Consider the following 18284-nt stretch of genomic DNA (forward strand, 5'->3'; position numbering starts at 1 on the left):
GAAGCCAGTTTTGTCTCCAGCTAGGCGTCGTGAGCGCAGTTTGGTATTCCAAATAAGCGATCGGCAACAACGCTGGGGGCAAAACTGGCTCCAGCCCTTCGGGTTGCGGCTAAAAATCCGCCACTCTGCGTCGCCTGCATGGACGCAGGTGAGGCGCGAGAGCAGGATGCGGTAAGCTTTGCTCGTCGTTCATTTGGAATAACCAAACCACTCTCCTCGCGCCTTGATTGGCAAATTTTTAGTCGCAACAGGCTGCGTTTAATTAGTGTTAACAGGCCCTAGGTGCTAAGCCGTTTTAATACCCGCTTTAAAGCAAAGCGCCAAACCCAGCGGCGCAAGGTAAGCCAGCGGCAATCCGAGCCAGCCCGGGACAACCGAGAGAGCTACCAACAGCGCCCAGGGCGCAAGCCAAAAAAAGTTCAACGCTGCAACACCCAGAGTGACCTTGGTATGACTATCAAAATACCTAGACGCTTTTTGGTAAGCGTGATCTCGATGGGCGCTTTGTACTTGCTCACCCGTAAACAAGCGGACTAAAAGCGTAGCAGTCGCATCGATAATAAACACCCCGTGCAGAATAAGCCCGGCAACAAACAGCCTTTGCGATATACACAGCAAGTCTATCAACCCCAACGCCACCATCAACCCTAAAAAACCGCTGCAGCAGTCCCCCATAAAAATTTTCGCCACAGGGAAATTCCACAGTAGAAAACCCACACAGGCTGCTGCCAATAGCAGCCAATAACCGGGAGATATATTAGCCTCCGGCGCCGCAGTCGCCACCAATATTGCAAACCCAAGAAAAACAAAGACAGCTTGCAGCGAAGCAATGCCGTTTATGCCATCCATAAAATTAAACAGATTGACGGACCAAACAACCGCAATCAACGCGAGACAGCTAACCAACAATGGAGGCAAAATTATGCCAGGCAAGGCCAGCTCGGGCAGCGGAAAAAAATAAACAATAAATGCAGCGGCAAGCAATTGCACACACAGACGCTTAAAAGCGGACACATTTTTTATATCGTCGACAAGCCCCACCACCGCAATTAGCACTAGGGGCACCAGTAAGACCCCAGGAAAAGTGACACGGTCCGCCCAGAAGCCCGCGCCACAGGCTGCTAACGCCACTGCAACTATAGACGCCCCACCAGCGCGCGGAGTGGTTTGTATATGGGAGCTGCGACTGCCGGGCACATCGATAATATCTCTAGCCAGTGCGTAACGACGAATGACGCCCGTCAAGCCATAGGCGGACAAAAAGGCGACTAACAGCGCAACAAAATCCAGCAAGTCAAACATCATGACCAACCGCCATCAGCGTTAAATTCCCGTGCCATGGCGATCAGCTCATCCCTGGCGCACAATGGCGGCTGCCATTGAAACACGCGTGTTAAATTGCCAGTATCGACTGTCAAAGACCCACAGAGCTTATGATACACGCTCGCCCGTCCGCTCAACGCCAGCACACCTTGCAAAAAACTTTGCGGAAAAGGAAACAGTCGAGGCTTGCACTGCAAGCCACTCGCGAGGCACCGTAAAATCTCAGGTGTAGCCAAAGACTCTGGGTCTGCCAAGTTAAAATGCCCCGACTCAGTAATCATTGAAGTTAAGGCATGATCGATAAACGCCGTTAGGTTATTAACACTTAGCATTGTGCGACGGTTATGCACATTCGCCAACGGCAATGGATAGCCACGACTCACAAGTCGTAACAGACGCCGCATATTGCCTTTCGCACCGACGCCGTAAACGAGTGGCATACGCAAAATTATGTATTGAATACTGCAAGGATCTAGAGTTTTTTGCAGGACTTTTTCGGCGGCTAGCTTTGAACGACCATACTCAGTGCTTGGGTTGAGGCTGCAACTTTCGGTCAACTCCGAGAGCGGGTCCACTGCGTAAACGCTAACTGAGCTTAGCTGAATAAATCTTTTCACCCCGGCGTTAACCGCTGCTTGAGCAAGCTTTTCAGTGAAAACAACGTTGGCGTCATGAAAAGTAGCAGCATCCTCACCGGGCGAACCAAACACATGGGCTTTGCCCGCAGCGTGAACAATGGCATCACAGCCTGCCAGCCTCTCGGACCACTCTGCAACCGAGGATATACTCGACAAGCCGTATGCGTCGGTGGTCAGTGGATCGTCACCGTGCTGATTGCGCGAGGCTGCGATCACAGCATAACCCGACTTACGAAGTCGTTTGACAATGTGGTTACCGGCGAAGCCATCGGCCCCGGTAACGAGAACTTTCACTGGCTTACTGGCCATCTACGTCAGGTAATTGTTAGTAAAGCGCACAACATCGGCCTCATCGATAAATGTGCCTGTCTGAACCTCAATGATCTCTAACACATCAGAACCAATATTCTTAATTGAGTGCACATCCCCCGAGCGGATATGCACTGAATCATTTTCAGAAAAAGTACACACTTCACCTGCCAAGTTAACCTCGGCCGTGCCACTTACGATCACCCAGTGTTCAGAGCGATATTGATGTACCTGTAGTGCGATAACTCCGCCAGGCTTTATCATTACATGCTTAATTTGATATTGCTTGCCCAGATTGACCGTTTCTACGCTGCCCCAGGGTCGATAGCTATGCTGGGGTATTCGATGCTCTGTGCGGCCCAATTGCTTTAACTGCTGAACAATACTTTTGACGTCTTGAGAGTGAGTGCGATTCATCACCAAAAGTGCATCTGGCGTATCAATAACCGCAAGGTTATCTACGCCAACCGCAGCCACCAGTCGATTGGATGTGTTGATGTATGAATTATGAGTTTGCTCCAACAGAACATCGCCAATACAAACATTGCCATCGTCATCCTGTGGCTGCGTTTGGTGCACTGAGTCCCAGCTTCCCACATCACTCCAATCGCCAACATAAGGCATAACCATACCACGCTGGGTACGCTCCATCACCGCGACATCGACAGAGATATTCTTTGCGCGCTTAAATGCCTCCTCCCCCGCACGAATAAAATCCAGATCCGTATATCTCGCCTCATAGGACTCGCGGACAGCGATATACAGCGAAGGCTCCAGCGAATTCAACTCACGTAAAAACAGCTGCGCGGGGAACAAATACATACCACTATTCCAGTAGTAATTACCCGCCTCCAGATACTCCTGTGCTCGATCTAAAGAAGGCTTTTCATGAAAGGCCGATATAGCGGAAAGTTCACCGTAAGAACTCGCTTCAATATAGCCGTATCCTGTCTCCGCATATTTGGGGACCACACCAAAAGCCAGAAGCTGATCATTGAGCGACTTATTGGCCGCTATCACAGCCTCGGTAAAGCTGCCTTTATCGCTGATAAGGTGATCAGCAGGGAGAACCAAAAGACGCGCATCGGGGTTGCGAGATAAAGCGGCAAACGCCGCAAGAGCGATTGCCGGCGCGGTATTACGTGCGGCGGGCTCCAGTAAAATATCCGCTTCTACATCAAGTTCTTGTATTTGTTGTGCGATCAGGAATCGGTGTTCGTTATTACACACAATAATAGGCGGCTCTGTGAAGCCGCTGTGCTTAACGCGCAGTAAGGTATCCTGGATGAGGGTAAAATCAGAGTTGGTTAACTTGATACACTGTTTGGGGCACAGCTCTCGGGACAATGGCCAAAGCCTATTCCCCGAGCCTCCAGCAAGCAGCACTGGTATGATCATACGGGCTCATTTCTCACGCCACTCGCGAGTCCAAACGGCTACTCGCGAGATGTTTGTTAGATTACTCAGAGCCCGCCATTTTGACACATAGCCGATAATTAGCAAATCAGCCTGGTGCCTTAAAATGTAACAGGGATGTTAACCCAACAGCCTTTCAGCGCTTATTACCGGCGCGATTGCCTGGCGCACCGGCGGAGCCACCGGCATCCGACCAACAGAGTGATAAGTAAAGCCTCGCTTAACCATTCGCTGCGGTTGATAGACATTTCGGCCATCAAAAATCAGCGGCTCGACCAACTGGCCGGCGATAACATCAAAATCAGGCGCCCGAAATGCCTGCCACTCGGTCATCACCACCAGAGCATTGGCGCCTTGTAGAGCCTGCTCTTTAGTGTCACACAAAATCAAATCGTCACGCTCGCCATAAATCCGTGCGGTTTCAGCCATCGCCTCAGGGTCGTAAGCCTGCACTGTCGCGCCCGCCTGCCACAACGCCTCCATCAGACAACGAGACGGCGCCTCGCGCATGTCATCGGTATTTGGTTTAAATGACAACCCCCAAAGGGCAAAAACTTTGCCCTGCAGGTCATTTTGATAGTAAGCAGAAATTTTCTTAAACAGTACCTGCTTCTGCGCCGCATTGCGCTCTTCCACTGCACGCAAAACTTCGGGGGCAAACCCCTGAGCCTGGGCCGTATTTATCAGGGCTTTTACATCTTTAGGAAAACATGAACCGCCGTAACCGACGCCGGGATAAATAAAGTGATAACCAATCCTCGGGTCACTGCCTATACCACGACGCACGGATTCAATATCGGCCCCCAAACACTCCGCCAGATTGGCCATTTCATTCATAAAGCTGATTTTTGTAGCCAGCATACAGTTAGCGGCGTACTTGGTAAGCTCGGCACTGCGCACATCCATCACCATGATCTTTTCATGGTTGCGGTTAAAGGGCGCGTAGAGCTCGCGCATCAACTCTTCGGCCCAATCCTCTGCGGTGCCGATGATAATACGGTCTGGCTTCATACAGTCTGCAACTGCAGATCCCTCTTTGAGGAATTCGGGGTTAGACACAACGGCAAAATTCAATGAACTCGCTCGCGCAGATAAGCAATTGGCTATGGTTTGCGATACCGCATCTGCGGTACCGACGGGAACGGTTGATTTGTTCACGACAACCGCGTCTTTAGACAGGAATTCGCCTATTGACCGAGCCACCGCCAGCACATACTGCACATCTGCCGCCCCGCTCTCATCAGGCGGGGTACCGACGGCAATAAACTGCACTTCACCATGCTCCACCCCCTGACGGGTGCTATCGGTAAACTCGAGCCGACCGGCGGCATAATTATCAATTACCAGGGCTGACAATCCGGGCTCAAAGATAGGAATTTGGCCGAGCTTTAACGCAGAGATCTTGTCGCTATCGATATCGACACACACCACATGGTGCCCTACTTCAGCCAATACGGCGGCCTGTACCAGCCCTACGTAGCCCACCCCAAACACTGTTACCTTCATAAGAACCCGGCCTATGCTGACGAATTAACATGGCCAGTTAAGCAACAGAAGTTTACAGTTTCGTTAAAGCTTGCCTTCGGCTACTCTCCCGCAACACCCCGAATTGGCTTGATGCTGCCCCAGGTTTTACAGCCAGGACACAACCAATGCAGGCTGTTGCCGGTAAACCCACACTTGCTACAGCAATAACTGGGTTTTTCCGCGATCACGGTATCAACAAGCTGCTTCAGTAATTGCAAGTTTTCGCGGGCACGCCCCGCTGAGTGGGGCAAATAAAGCTCAATAAGACGGTTTAATGTACGGATACTGGGCCTTTGCTTAAATTGCTCAGCAATAAAATCGGCCGCGATATAGTCATCGCCATCCCAGCGTAAGCGATCGGCGATTTTTATTACCAAACTATTGCTGGGGTGAGACTGCAACAACCCCTTCAAATACCGTAAAAGCGACGCCGATTCACCCAACTTTTCGTAACTTTCGCAGGTCATCTGTAGGGATTCGGGAATATAGTCTGGGTCTTGGTCAGGAATTTTATGCAAATGATCCAACGCATCTCTGTAGCGACCCTGGGAGATCTCAAGGCGCGCAAAGAGAAGACTGGCGCGCGCTGAAGCAAAATCGTAACCGAGCGCCGCTAGCAGGTGAGTTCTGGCCTTCGAGTAATTTCTTTGCTCAAGGTCAACCAGCGCCTGCTCGCAGGAAAAGTGAGCTTGCAGCTGGGGTAAAGATTGGCCGCCCCCAGATTGATAAGACTTTTCTTCAACTTTCGAGGCCATTGAGATTGCATTATCCCACTCGTTTTCATCCTGATAGATTTCAATAAGATGCACGAGTGCAGCCTGTTTATAGGCAGATGAAAGTTTTACCAGCTCTAGCAGTAGTGCCTCTGCCCGGTCCAGCAGCCCAGAGCGAATGTAATCTCTAGCCAGCTCAAGCTGAGATTCGTGCTGCTGCTTAATTGTCAGCCCGGGCCGGGCCAGTAAGTTCTGATGTATCTTGATAGCCTTACTGACTTCGCCGCGTTTGCGAAGCATATTGCCCAGCGCAAGATGGGTTTCCAAGGTGTCACTATTGACGTCGAGAGAGGAAATAAATGCGTCTATAGCACTATCTGGCTGTTCGTTAAATAGATAGCTCAAACCCTTATAGTATTGCAGCGCATAGTCTTTAGGTCGCGAGCTATCGCGGCGAGTATAGCGATATCGACCTAGGCCATAGCCAACAGCAACCGCAATCAACAATGCCGCAAAAAATACGACAGCATCCATACTAATCTCGTAAACTCTGACTTCTAATTTGACGAAGCTCCTGCTCAAGCTGTTGCTGACGTTTGATAAGGGATTTAAGCTTCCTCGCCTGGACAAATACAGGCAAACTGGTGACCAGCATACCCAAGAGCAGTCCAATCAGCGCAAACCCCAATAGCCAAAGTCCCAGGCCAAGCGCGGGAAAAGTGAAACCGAATAAGGTAACAGCTACCGGAGAACTATTCTCCAAACTGAATAGATAGCCAAAGAACACAGCCACCAATGCCAGCGCCAAGTAAATCCAGCCAGCGACCTTCTTCATACCAACCTCAGATTGTTCGGGTGCGTGAATCTATGCCTGAATGCTTTCATTCACTCTATCCCGCATCTCCTTGCCCGGCTTAAAGTGAGGCACATACTTTCCCTCTAACTCGACCGATTCACCGGTCTTGGGGTTACGCCCCATACGGGGTGCTCGATAGTGCAATGAGAAACTGCCAAATCCGCGAATTTCTATACGCTCACCGTCGGCAAGCATTTCCGACATATGATCCAGCAATAGTTTTACCGCGAGCTCTACGTCCCGTACCGGTAGATGATCTTGCTTTTCGGCAATATATTCTATGAGCTCTGATTTTGTCATAGCCTGATCTCAGTTGTCCGTTGTTGTACAGGCCCCGCACCAACGCCGAAGTTAGCTTATAACGTAGCCATAATGGACGCAACACTTAACATAAACATAACGAACTGAATGTAAGTCCTTGATCTGCATCCTATAACAAATCAGCAGGCAAAAAAAAGGCCGGCGAGCTGCCGGCCTTTTGCTGAAGCGTAAGAATTAGTCTTTTGCTTCCATTTGCGCCTTGATCAGGTCACCCAGAGTAGCGGGCTGAGCCTGCTCTGACTGCTTAGCAGAGTGCTCTTTAATCGCAGCTTTCTCTTCAGCAACGTCTTTAGACTTAACAGACAGGCTGATAGAGCGGTTTTTGCGATCTACACTGATGATCTTAGCTTCAACTTCTTCGCCTTCTTTCAGCACGTTACGGGCATCTTCAACTTTCTCGCGAGAAAGTTCAGAAGCTTTAAGCACAGCCTCAACGTCGTCAGCCAGAGTCACTACAGCTGCCTTCGCTTCAACTTCTTTAACCACACCCTTAACAACAGTGCCTTTGTCGTTTTCGGCTACGTACTCAGAGAACGGATCGGCTTCCAATTGCTTGATACCCAGAGAAATACGCTCACGCTCGGGATCAATGGCCAGCACCACGGTTTCGATCTCATCGCCTTTCTTGTACTTGCGCACAGCTTCTTCACCAGCTTCGTGCCAAGAGATATCAGACAGGTGAACCAGACCATCGATACCGCCTTCCAGACCGATGAAAATGCCGAAATCGGTAATTGACTTGATCTTGCCGGTGATTTTTTCACCTTTGGCGCAAGTGCGTGCGAAGGCATCCCAGGGGTTCTCTTGGCATTGCTTAACACCCAGAGAAATACGACGACGCTCTTCGTCGATGTCGAGAATCATCACTTCGATCTCGTCACCTACATTCACAACCTTAGAAGGATGGATGTTTTTGTTGGTCCAATCCATTTCGGATACGTGAACCAGACCTTCAACACCCTCTTCCAGCTCGGCAAAGCAACCATAGTCGGTCAAGTTGGTCACAACCGCTTTAACGCGGGCACCTTCCGGATAACGACCGGTGATTTGCAGCCATGGATCTTCACCCAGTTGCTTCAGCCCCAGAGATACACGGTTGCGCTCGCGATCGAACTTCAGGACTTTAACGTCGATTTCGTCGCCTACATTTACGATTTCGCTCGGATGCTTAATGCGCTTCCAGGCCATATCGGTAATGTGCAACAGACCATCAACACCGCCCAAGTCAACGAAAGCACCATAGTCGGTCAGGTTCTTAACAATACCTTTAACAACCATGCCTTCTTGCAAAGTAGCCAGCAGCTCTTCGCGCTCAGCCGAGTTAGCTTGCTCCAACACCGCACGGCGTGATACCACTACGTTGTTGCGCTTTTGATCGAGCTTGATAACTTTAAATTCGAGTTCTTTACCTTCCAGATGAGCAGTTTCGCGCACCGGACGTACATCCACCAGAGAACCAGGCAGGAACGCACGGATACCGGCTACATCGACAGTAAAGCCACCTTTGACTTTACCGTTAATAACACCTTTAACCACCTCATCAGCAGAATGCGCCGCTTCCAGCACTTTCCAGGCTTCAGCACGCTTAGCTTTTTCGCGAGACAGACGTGTCTCACCAAAGCCGTCTTCTACGGTTTCCAGGGCAACCTGAACTTCATCGCCCACTTCCAGCGTCACTTCGCCGTTTTCGTCGGCAAACTGATTGGCGGGAATAACGCCTTCAGACTTAAGGCCCGCGTGTACGGTAACCCAGTCTTTGTCTACGTCGATAACAACCCCAGTCACAATGGTGCCGGGCGCCATTTCAACGGTTTTCAAGCTCTCTTCAAATAACTCTGCAAAACTTTCGGTCATGGTCACAAAAATTACCTATATAAAGACGCTGCCCAGAATAAGCGAGAAACAACCTATTCGACACAGCACCGTACGGTCAGTCGCACGGGTCGATTCATTAATTAGAATTGGGGCTTTCAGTGCTGACAAAAACCCCGATTCGACCGCAAACTCCTGTTAACTGCCAGTGTTTATGATCCATTGGGACCAAACTGAAACAGACCAGGTATCAGCAGGTGGGGCAGGCTAGCAGAACAGGCTAAAGAAGGCAAGGAAAATAAGGCGCCTCATAGAGATAGAGGCGCCTAAAGTATCAGGGCTGAGTTATTTGGCCCCATAGGTCTTTTGCAGATGCTCAGTTACAGCGGAGCCCACCTCGCCATGGCGAGCCGCGTAGGTGATATTGGCAATCATATAGCCTGTTTTACTGCCGCAATCGTGACTGCGCCCCACCAGCTCGTAAGCCTCGACTTTTTCTTTCTCCAACAGTTTATCCAGAGCATCGGTCAATTGGATTTCACCACCGGCGCCCGGCTGGGTGCGCTCAAGCAAATCCCAAGTCGTTTCGGACAGAATATAACGCCCGACAATGGCCATATTAGAGGGCGCCTCATCGACCGGCGGCTTCTCGACCATGGCTTTAATTTCGCGGCTATTGCCCGCGCCGATCTCCTGGCCATCACAATCGACCACCCCGTATTTGTATACCCACTCCCAGGGGACGCCCTCTACCAGAATCTGGCTTGCGCCAGTTTGGTCGAACTGCCTGACCATACCTGCAAGATTGTCTTTCTTCGGGTTGCATTCATAGCTGTCCACCAGAACGTCCGGCAAGAGTACGGCAAATGGCTCGTTACCAATAACCGGCTTGGCGCACAAAATAGCGTGACCTAACCCTTTGGCCTCGGCTTGGCGCACTGAAATCACCGTTAGCCCAGGAGGCGTAATCGACTGCACCTGCTCCAACAAAGAGCGCTTCAGACGGGCTTCAAGCTGGGCCTCGAGCTCAAAACTGGTATCGAAGTGGTTTTCGATCGAGTTTTTTGAGGCGTGAGTTACCAGCACAATCTCTTTAATACCGGCCGCTGCAGCCTCATCCACCACATATTGAATCAATGGTTTGTCCACCACTGGCAGCATCTCTTTCGGAATCGCTTTAGTGGCGGGTAACATTCTCGTGCCCAGGCCCGCTACCGGTATAACCGCTTTCTTTACTTGCATTCTGATCTCCTTAAACTGCTTTCAATATGACTTAGCTATCGAGCAAGGCTAAAATCTCGTCGGTTTTGGCTTGCATCAACGCCTTATCTGCCCGGCTTTCAACATTCAAACGTACGACAGGCTCGGTATTAGACATACGCAAGTTAAAGCGCCAATTCTCGAAGGTCATGCTGATGCCGTCGGTGATATCCACCTGCAGCGCTTCGGCAGAAAAATGCTTACGAACCTTTTCAATCGCCGCCTTGGCGTCGGCCACTTCGCGGTTTATCTCTCCGGGGGACGGGAAACGCGCAATACACTCGGCCATCATGGAGGACAGGGTGGCACCCTTGCGACACATTAACTCGGTTACCAATAACCAGGGAATCATTCCACTATCGCAGTAAAAGAAGTCGCGAAAATAGTGGTGAGCGCTCATCTCACCGCCATAGATAGCATCTTCCTTACGCATGCGCTCCTTGATAAACGCATGGCCGGTTTTTGATTGCACCGCTTCGCCGCCACAGCGCTCAGCGATATCGATGGTATTCCAGGTAAGGCGTGGGTCGTGGACCACCTTACCGCCCGGCTCTTTGGTTAAAAACGCTTCGGCCAGCAGACCCACCAAGTAGTAGCCTTCAATAAACTCGCCGTTTTCATCAAAAAAGAAGCACCGATCAAAGTCGCCATCCCAGGCTATCCCGAGGTCGGCTTTATGAGCCAATACGGCCTCACGGGTTGAATCACGGTTTTCGACCAGTAGAGGATTGGGAATGCCGTTGGGAAAGGTGCCGTCGGGCTCATGATGGATTTTAATAAATTCGAAAGGCAGGTGTTTTTCAATGGCGTCAATCACATGTCCAGCGGCGCCATTACCGGCATTAACGACAATTTTTAACGGCTTTAAATTATTGCTGTCGACGTACCCCAGCAAATGCTCAACATAGGCCTCCAGAGTATCGACCTTTCTATAGGCCCCTCGATCAGATTCGGCCACCGGCTCAAACTCACCGACTTCAGCAAGCTTTTTTATATCTAGCAAGCCGGTATCACCGCTAATGGGTCTAGAGCCCTCACGCACCGGCTTCATCCCATTGTAATCAATGGGGTTATGGCTTGCGGTGACCTCGATACCGCCACCGGCTTGCAAATGGCTGGTAGCGAAATACACCTCTTCGGTACCTGTCATGCCGATGTCGATGACATCGACGCCTTCATCGCGCAAACCATTACCCACCGCCTGCTTTAGAGCTTCACTGGTTTGGCGAACATCACCACCAAGCACCACATCTTTGGGTTTTAAAAACTGACCATAGGCTCGTCCGATCCTATAAGCGATTTCCTCATTAAGCTCCTCTCCTAACTTTCCACGAATATCGTAGGCTTTAAAACAGGTCAGGCTTGCCATATTTTCTTCCACTGTTGAATTGGTTAAGCGGTACCAGAGCCGCGTCTCAGGTAAAAGTTACAATTGTTGCTCGCAAATGGTGCAAATAAAGTAAACCGTTTGTTTATGACATTTGCCGTGTCGGGATACCGAAGCAGGGGTATCCCGGCCCTGCCACCCAAACCGTCCACACTTCAGCTTGCACAGACAGCTTCACTGCAAAGATCGTGCGCGTTATTAACCCTGGTCGATATGAGCCATCATGACGGCCAAAACTTCGTCAATGCTTAGTGCCGTACTGTCAATCGAGATGGCGTCCTCAGCGGGCCGTAGTGGCGAGCTGGCACGATTGCGATCTTGCTCATCGCGTATTTGGATATCCGCAACCAGGCGGGTCAAATCAACATTTTCGCCAAGCCCTTGGAGCTGTTTATAGCGCCGCTGGGCACGGGCCTCAGCGCTGGCGGTAAGAAAGAACTTGCAGTCCGCTTGCGGGAATACGGTGGTACCCATGTCGCGCCCATCAGCCACCAGAGGCCCGTCTAACGCAAACTGACGCTGGCGCTCAAGCAATGCTTCTCTTACCTCGGGAATCGCGGCCACCTTGGAAGCCAGCATGCCAACCTTCTCTTCACGTATTGCCAGAGTGACATCCTCATTATCAAGCAAGATGACGCTGCGACCGTCTACCTGCACAAAGCGCACAGGGAGCACGCGTGCAGACTCACTTAATGATTGAATATCGTCAGATGCTATCCCGGTTTTCAGGCTATGGAGCGCGACCAAGCGATACAGAGCACCACTGTCGAGTAAGCTGGCACCCAACTTCTGCGCCAACAATTGACTCAGAGTACCTTTTCCAGCACCACTGGGGCCATCGATGGTTATGACAAAATTCTTTTTCATCGGCTTCTCACCACTCCCCAGCAGGAAGTTTCAACTCGGCGAGAATTTCCCGACATGCCTGGCTCGGATCCTGCGCCTGAGTTACTGGGCGGCCCACCACCAAATAATCACTTCCGCTAGCCACTGCTTCGGCGGGCGTCATAATACGGCGTTGATCATCTTTTGCCGCCGCCGTAGGGCGAATCCCAGGAGTAACCAATGTAAAGTCTTTGCCTAATTCACGCTTTAAAGGGCCAGCTTCCCAGGCCGAGCAAACTACCCCATCCAGGCCGGAGGACTGAGCCAGTGCAGCAAGCTTCAGAACCTGTTGCTCCGGCGAGACATCTATGCCGACCGCAGCCAAATCTGAAGCCTCCATACTGGTCAGCACTGTCACCCCAATTAACAGCGGAGGCTGCGAAAATGGCGTAAGCGCTTCGCGGGCAGCCTCCATCATACGGCGACCGCCAGCGGCGTGAACATTAACCATCCACACCCCGAGATTGGCGGCAGCAGCGACGGCCTTGGCTGTAGTGTTGGGAATATCGTGAAATTTTAGATCGAGGAAAACGTCAAACCCGAGCGTCATTAACTGCTCTACAAGCTGGGGCCCGCTCGTGGTAAACAGCTCTTTGCCGACTTTCAGGCGGCAATCCTGTGGTGACAATTGATGTGCGATTTTTAGGCAGTCTTCAGCGTTATCGTAATCCATCGCCACAATTAGGCGAGGTCCATCCGGCTGTTGCATATTTCCCCCGTAGTCCACTTCCCGCCGCAGCGGGTTATCAGGCTGCTATTAAAACAAACTTGGGGTAAATAAGCAGCAACAAATGCCATTGGGGTATACCCCAATGGCAGGTGCATTTACTGCAGGGTTATCTGTTGCATAATATTTTCGAGTGTCGCCTCGCCGATACCATTCACGGCCAGTAACTGCTCCGGGCTTTCGAACGCGCCATTCTCTTCCCGCCACGCGATGATCGCCTCAGCTTTGGCCTCACCAATTCCCTTTAACTCGGTCAGAGTCTGGGCATCTGCGATGTTAATGTTAATAGTTTCAACAACCGCTGCAGGTGCGTCATCGGCTAAAGCTGTAAAAGGTGTAAAAGTGAGGATCGCGAGGGATAGAAAAATGAGCTTTAGGTAGTTTTTCATAACATTCTCCATATGTTGTCAAGAAGTGACTTGGGCCCTGTCACAGGTAAAACCTTAGTCCACCGTCACATTTTTGCAACATAAGACATAAAAAAACCGCGGCATCAGCCGCGGTTTTTTTGAACTACTTAACACTTACTTCAGCAAGGCTGAAAGATCTTTTGCCTCCCAGTGCGGGAAATGCTTCCTGATTAGCGCATTAAGCTCTACTTCAAATTCACTGTAATCCGTTATGCCTGTCTCGTCCGCAGCAAGGCTTTCAATCACCATGCCGGCGCCCACTGTAATATTAGTGAGCCGGTCGATTATGATAAATGCGCCGGTTTCGCGGTTACGCTGGTAAGAGTCGGTCACCACCTTTTGCGCTAGGGCAACTTTAGCCACCGCAATATCATTGAGTGACAACTCGCTTATCTCAGCATGCTCTTGAGTGTTTACATCAATCTGATATTCAAGCTCCGCAAAATGGCCACTAACCACCTTGCTCGCAAATTTAAATAAATACTCACTTTTTTGCTTGCCCGGATTTTCATTCATCCAAACGACATGCGCTTTTAAATTGCTGGTCTGCTCGACCTGATCACTGGCAAGCACCAGCATATCGCCGCGGCTTATGTCGATTTCATCTTCTAAAGTAAGAGTGACAGCCTGCCCCGCAAAAGCCTCCGGCAGGTCACCATCGTAGGTCACGATGGATTTCACCTTGCTACGTTTACCAGACGGCAAAGCTTTGACTTCGTCACCAACTTTGACAACCCCCGACGCTACGGTGCCACAAAAGCCGCGAAAATCCAGGTTGGGACGATTCACGTACTGCACCGGAAAACGGAAGTCATCAAAGTTCTTATCGGCGGTAACCGGCACCGACTCCAAGATTTCCATTAACGTCTTACCGCTGTACCAGGCAGATTTCTCTGAGCGGTTGACTACATTGTCACCGTCGAGCGCAGAAATCGGTACAAACTCAACATCTTTCATACCCAGTTTCTGCGCAAACGCCAGGTAGTCAGATTTGATTTTGATAAAAGCCTGCTCGTCGAAATCCAGCAGGTCCATCTTATTCACCGCAACCACGATGTGCTTAACGCCCAACAAAGAAGCGATATAGCTGTGACGACGGGTTTGCGTAACCACACCGTAGCGGGCATCGATCAGAATAACCGCTAGGTCGCAGGTAGAGGCGCCGGTCGCCATATTACGGGTGTACTGCTCGTGCCCAGGGGTATCGGCAATAATAAACTTGCGTTTTGAGGTAGAAAAGTAACGGTAGGCCACATCAATGGTGATGCCCTGCTCGCGCTCGGCCTGCAGACCATCCACCAACAGCGCTAAGTCCAACTCTTTACCCGTGGTGCCGTGGCGGCTGGTATCCGAGCGCACAGCATCCAGCTGATCTTCGTAGATCATCTTGGAATCGTGCAATAGACGACCAATCAGGGTACTTTTACCATCGTCTACGCTGCCGCAGGTTAAAAAACGCAGCAACTCTTTATGTTCATGCTGCTTTAAATAAGCGTCAATATCCGTTTCGATCAAGTCCGATTGATGACTCATGTTGCACTCTCAAATTAGATAACTTTTGGGGAGGCCGCGCCTCTACCCTGAAACTGAAACTAAACAGGCGCTACTTTTAGAAGTAGCCCTCCTGTTTTTTCTTTTCCATAGAGCCGGCGCTGTCGTGGTCGATAACTCGACCCTGGCGCTCTGATGTGGTGGTCAGCAGCATTTCCTGGATAATTTCCGGCAAAGTGGTGGCCTCTGACTCAACCGCACCGGTAAGCGGGTAGCAGCCCAAAGTTCTAAAGCGCACCATCTTTTCTTGGATCTCTTCACCTGGCTCCAGCGGCATACGATCATCATCAACCATAATCAGGGTGCCATCGCGTTCGACCACAGGGCGCTTAGCCGCAAAGTACAGAGGTACCAGAGGGATGTTTTCCAGGTGAATGTACTGCCAGATATCCAGCTCGGTCCAGTTAGATAGCGGGAACACGCGGATGCTCTCGCCCTGATCCACACGGCCGTTGTAAATGCTCCACAACTCCGGACGCTGATTTTTCGGGTCCCAACGGTGGTTGCGATCACGGAACGAATAAACCCGCTCTTTAGCTCGCGATTTTTCTTCGTCGCGGCGCGCACCACCAAAAGCCGCATCGAACTTATATTTGTCCAACGCCTGCTTGAGAGATTGGGTTTTCATGATGTCGGTGTGCTTGGCGCTACCGTGGGTAAACGGCCCCACACCCATATCGACACCTTCCTGGTTAATATGCACCAGCAAATCCCAACCCAGCTCTTTCACTCGGTTGTCGCGAAACTCGATCATCTCGCGAAACTTCCATGTGGTATCCACGTGCAGCAGCGGGAACGGAGGCTTGCCGGGATGGAAGGCCTTCATTGCCAAGTGCATCATCACCGCAGAGTCTTTGCCGATAGAGTAAAGCATTACCGGGTTATCGAATTCTGCCGCGACTTCGCGAATGATTTGAATACTTTCAGCTTCAAGCTGTTTTAGATGGGTAAGGTTATATTGCTCGGACATGCCGCTCACAGTCTGTTGATCAAAAGTTAACCGCCAACCTGGCGTCAGGAGGCGCGTATTATAGACAAAGTTAATCCGCTATTCATCTCAAACGCGCGCAAGGTAACGCGTTTTAGCCGCAAAGTGAACAAACGAATGCTTCTATGCTTATACCGGTAGAGAGTCCTCAGGCGTTTTTCTGCTTTACCTGAGAGTGGATGTAGCGATCGCGTGCGGTCTTGGCGCGGGTAAACGTCTCTAGCAGATACTCACTGTTGCCGCTTTCAATAGCGCCTCGTAGGCGCTGCAAATTCGCCATAAACAAATCCAGCGACTGCAATACATCAGTCTTGTTGGCTCGCATGATATCGTGCCACATCAAAGGGTCGCTGGAGGCAATGCGGGTAAAATCGCGAAAACCACCGGCTGCGTAGCGAAAAATATTGGGGTTGTCGATGTCATGCGCGAGAGTATCGACCAACGAGTAAGCTATCGCATGGGGCAAGTGACTAGTGGCCCCGAGGACCTGATCATGTTCGGCGATGGACATTTCGACCACTTGTGCGCCAACACATTCCCACACCGCTTTGACTTTATCTACATGCTTTTCGCCAGCCTCATCTGACGGCGTGAGGATCACCCGATGATTCTCGTACAAATCTGGGTTTGCCGCATCGACGCCACTTTTCTCCGAACCGGCGATAGGATGCCCTAACACCACCTGGGCGGGAGCCGTCCCGTAAACACGGACAACGGCATCAGCCACATTGCCTTTGACGCTGGCACCGTCAGTTACCGTAACCTCTGCAGCCACCGTATTTTTAATTTCTTCAAGCACCTGGGTGACCGCCAAGGTCGGCACGGCAATAAAAATCAGATCCTCGCCATTGAGCTCGGGAGCTATATCCGCAAGGCTTAACACCGCGCGATCGGCAACACCCGTTTCCAGTGCTCTGTCGGCCACCTCTTGGCGGCGCACCACCACGATAGCCTCCTCGCAGCCGTGTCGCTGCTTCACCCCCTTAGCAAGACTGCCACCGATAAGTCCGGCGCCAATGACTACCAACTTGCGAATAACCGGCCTGGGTTGCACCATAATTACAAAACAGCCTTAGGGTAAGAGCCAAGAATTTTCAAATCGGCTACCCGTGACGCTACTTCGTCCAGTGTTTCGCGCACAATTGGCTCATCCACATGGCCGGTAAAATCGACGAAAAATACATACGTCCAAACCCCGGTGCGAGAGGGTCTGGTCTCCACTCTTGTCAGATCAATTTTGTTGCGATGGAAAGGCTCAAGCAGATTATGTAAGGCGCCAGGCTGATTGCGCATGGCCACCAACAACGAGGTTTTGTCGTGACCACTCGCCTGGACTTGCTCGGTGCCAATAATTAAAAAGCGCGTGCTGTTATCTGGCTGATCTTCAATTTTTTCGGCGAGTATATTCAGCTCGTAAATCTCGGCCGCTTTAGCCGGTGCAATTGCCGCAGCATTCCACTCACCTTTTAAGCGACGCGCGGCCTCCGCGTTACTGGAAACGGCTATTCGCTCAGCTTTAGGATAATGAGAGTCCAACCACTTGCGACATTGAGCCAATGACTGGCCGTGAGAATAAATTCGGCTAATGCTGTTAACATTGGTTACCGACGACACCACCAAGTTGTGGTGCACACGCAGCTCCACCTCACCGCAAATTTTAAGGTTAGACCCCATAAAATTGTCCAGCGTGTGGCTGACAACACCTTCAGTAGAGTTTTCTACCGGCACAACACCGTAGTTAACGGCGCCCGCCTCCACTTCGCGAAATACTTCATCAATAGCGGAAAACGGCAGAGCGACAGCCGACTGACCAAAGTGTTTTAAAGCTGCCTGCTGGGTAAAAGTACCCTCGGGGCCGAGATATGCGACTTTGATGGGTTGTTCCAACGCCAAACAGGCGGACATGATTTCGCGAAACAGGCGCGCCATTTCTTCGTTACTAAGAGGCCCTTCGTTGCGCTCCATAGCTTTGCGCAATACCTGCGCTTCACGTTCCGGGCGATAGTAAAGGACATCGCCACTGCCGCTGGCGCTTTTCACTTCGGCGACCTCTTGCGCGCAGCGGGCGCGCTCCGAAATCAGCTTGCCTATGTCGGCGTCAATAGTATCGATTCGATCACGCAGCGCGAGCAATGCATCCTGAGTTTTATCAGACATTTAA

Annotated in this window: 17 protein-coding genes; all 17 read right to left on the bottom strand. The window is 51.0% G+C overall.

All coding sequences use genetic code 11. From position 1 onward, the window contains the following. Positions 1-285: 285 nt before the first annotated feature. Positions 286-1305 carry a glycosyltransferase family 4 protein gene (locus NHM04_RS02805; protein ID WP_254265535.1) on the bottom strand — a complete coding sequence of 340 codons (1020 nt, stop codon included), beginning with the start codon at positions 1303-1305 and terminating at the stop codon, positions 286-288. Further along, the gene (locus NHM04_RS02810) at positions 1302-2255 is read right to left on the bottom strand and encodes an NAD-dependent epimerase/dehydratase family protein (RefSeq protein WP_254265536.1); all 954 of its coding nucleotides are present in this window, start codon (positions 2253-2255) and stop codon (positions 1302-1304) included. Before NHM04_RS02810 ends, NHM04_RS02805 begins: the two co-directional genes overlap by 4 nt. A 15-nt stretch (positions 2256-2270) precedes the next feature. Then, complete coding sequence (locus NHM04_RS02815) at positions 2271-3668, bottom strand: mannose-1-phosphate guanylyltransferase/mannose-6-phosphate isomerase (protein WP_256527132.1); 1398 nt, start codon at positions 3666-3668, stop codon at positions 2271-2273. Positions 3669-3806: 138 nt separating this feature from the next. Next, the gene (locus NHM04_RS02820) at positions 3807-5192 is read right to left on the bottom strand and encodes a UDP-glucose/GDP-mannose dehydrogenase family protein (RefSeq protein ID WP_254265538.1); all 1386 of its coding nucleotides are present in this window, start codon (positions 5190-5192) and stop codon (positions 3807-3809) included. Between the two features lie 80 nt (positions 5193-5272). Next, positions 5273-6460 carry a lipopolysaccharide assembly protein LapB gene (lapB, locus tag NHM04_RS02825; protein WP_254265539.1) on the bottom strand — a complete coding sequence of 396 codons (1188 nt, stop codon included), beginning with the start codon at positions 6458-6460 and terminating at the stop codon, positions 5273-5275. 1 nt (position 6461) lies between these two features. After that, positions 6462-6761: a lipopolysaccharide assembly protein LapA domain-containing protein gene (locus NHM04_RS02830; RefSeq protein ID WP_254265540.1), complete on the bottom strand. Its 300-nt coding sequence runs from the start codon at positions 6759-6761 to the stop codon at positions 6462-6464. Positions 6762-6791: 30 nt separating this feature from the next. Further along, positions 6792-7082, bottom strand: coding sequence for an integration host factor subunit beta (gene ihfB / locus NHM04_RS02835; RefSeq protein WP_254265541.1), 291 nt, complete (start codon positions 7080-7082; stop codon positions 6792-6794). Positions 7083-7277: 195 nt separating this feature from the next. Next, positions 7278-8957: a 30S ribosomal protein S1 gene (gene rpsA / locus NHM04_RS02840; RefSeq protein ID WP_254266675.1), complete on the bottom strand. Its 1680-nt coding sequence runs from the start codon at positions 8955-8957 to the stop codon at positions 7278-7280. Between the two features lie 303 nt (positions 8958-9260). Next, complete coding sequence (galU, locus tag NHM04_RS02845) at positions 9261-10157, bottom strand: UTP--glucose-1-phosphate uridylyltransferase GalU (RefSeq protein ID WP_254265542.1); 897 nt, start codon at positions 10155-10157, stop codon at positions 9261-9263. A 31-nt stretch (positions 10158-10188) separates the two neighbouring features. Then, positions 10189-11544, bottom strand: a complete 1356-nt coding sequence (locus NHM04_RS02850; protein WP_254265543.1) for a phosphomannomutase CpsG — start codon at positions 11542-11544, stop codon at positions 10189-10191. 216 nt (positions 11545-11760) lie between these two features. After that, positions 11761-12429, bottom strand: coding sequence for a (d)CMP kinase (cmk, locus tag NHM04_RS02855; RefSeq protein WP_254265544.1), 669 nt, complete (start codon positions 12427-12429; stop codon positions 11761-11763). A 7-nt stretch (positions 12430-12436) separates the two neighbouring features. Further along, complete coding sequence (gene pyrF, locus NHM04_RS02860; RefSeq protein WP_254265545.1) at positions 12437-13156, bottom strand: orotidine-5'-phosphate decarboxylase; 720 nt, start codon at positions 13154-13156, stop codon at positions 12437-12439. 116 nt (positions 13157-13272) lie between these two features. After that, positions 13273-13563 (bottom strand): ComEA family DNA-binding protein, encoded by a 291-nt coding sequence (locus tag NHM04_RS02865; RefSeq protein ID WP_254265546.1) that lies wholly within the window; start codon positions 13561-13563, stop codon positions 13273-13275. A gap of 135 nt (positions 13564-13698) precedes the next feature. After that, positions 13699-15117 (bottom strand): sulfate adenylyltransferase subunit CysN, encoded by a 1419-nt coding sequence (cysN, locus tag NHM04_RS02870; protein ID WP_254265547.1) that lies wholly within the window; start codon positions 15115-15117, stop codon positions 13699-13701. A 76-nt stretch (positions 15118-15193) separates the two neighbouring features. Continuing rightward, positions 15194-16105 (bottom strand): sulfate adenylyltransferase subunit CysD, encoded by a 912-nt coding sequence (gene cysD, locus NHM04_RS02875; protein ID WP_254265548.1) that lies wholly within the window; start codon positions 16103-16105, stop codon positions 15194-15196. A 166-nt stretch (positions 16106-16271) separates the two neighbouring features. Next, the gene (locus tag NHM04_RS02880) at positions 16272-17180 is read right to left on the bottom strand and encodes a prephenate dehydrogenase/arogenate dehydrogenase family protein (protein ID WP_254265549.1); all 909 of its coding nucleotides are present in this window, start codon (positions 17178-17180) and stop codon (positions 16272-16274) included. Between the two features lie 2 nt (positions 17181-17182). Beyond that, positions 17183-18280: a prephenate dehydratase gene (pheA, locus tag NHM04_RS02885; RefSeq protein ID WP_254265550.1), complete on the bottom strand. Its 1098-nt coding sequence runs from the start codon at positions 18278-18280 to the stop codon at positions 17183-17185. Positions 18281-18284 lie beyond the last annotated feature (4 nt).

This window comes from Gilvimarinus sp. DA14 (assembly GCF_024204685.1).
GTDB lineage: Bacteria > Pseudomonadota > Gammaproteobacteria > Pseudomonadales > Cellvibrionaceae > Gilvimarinus.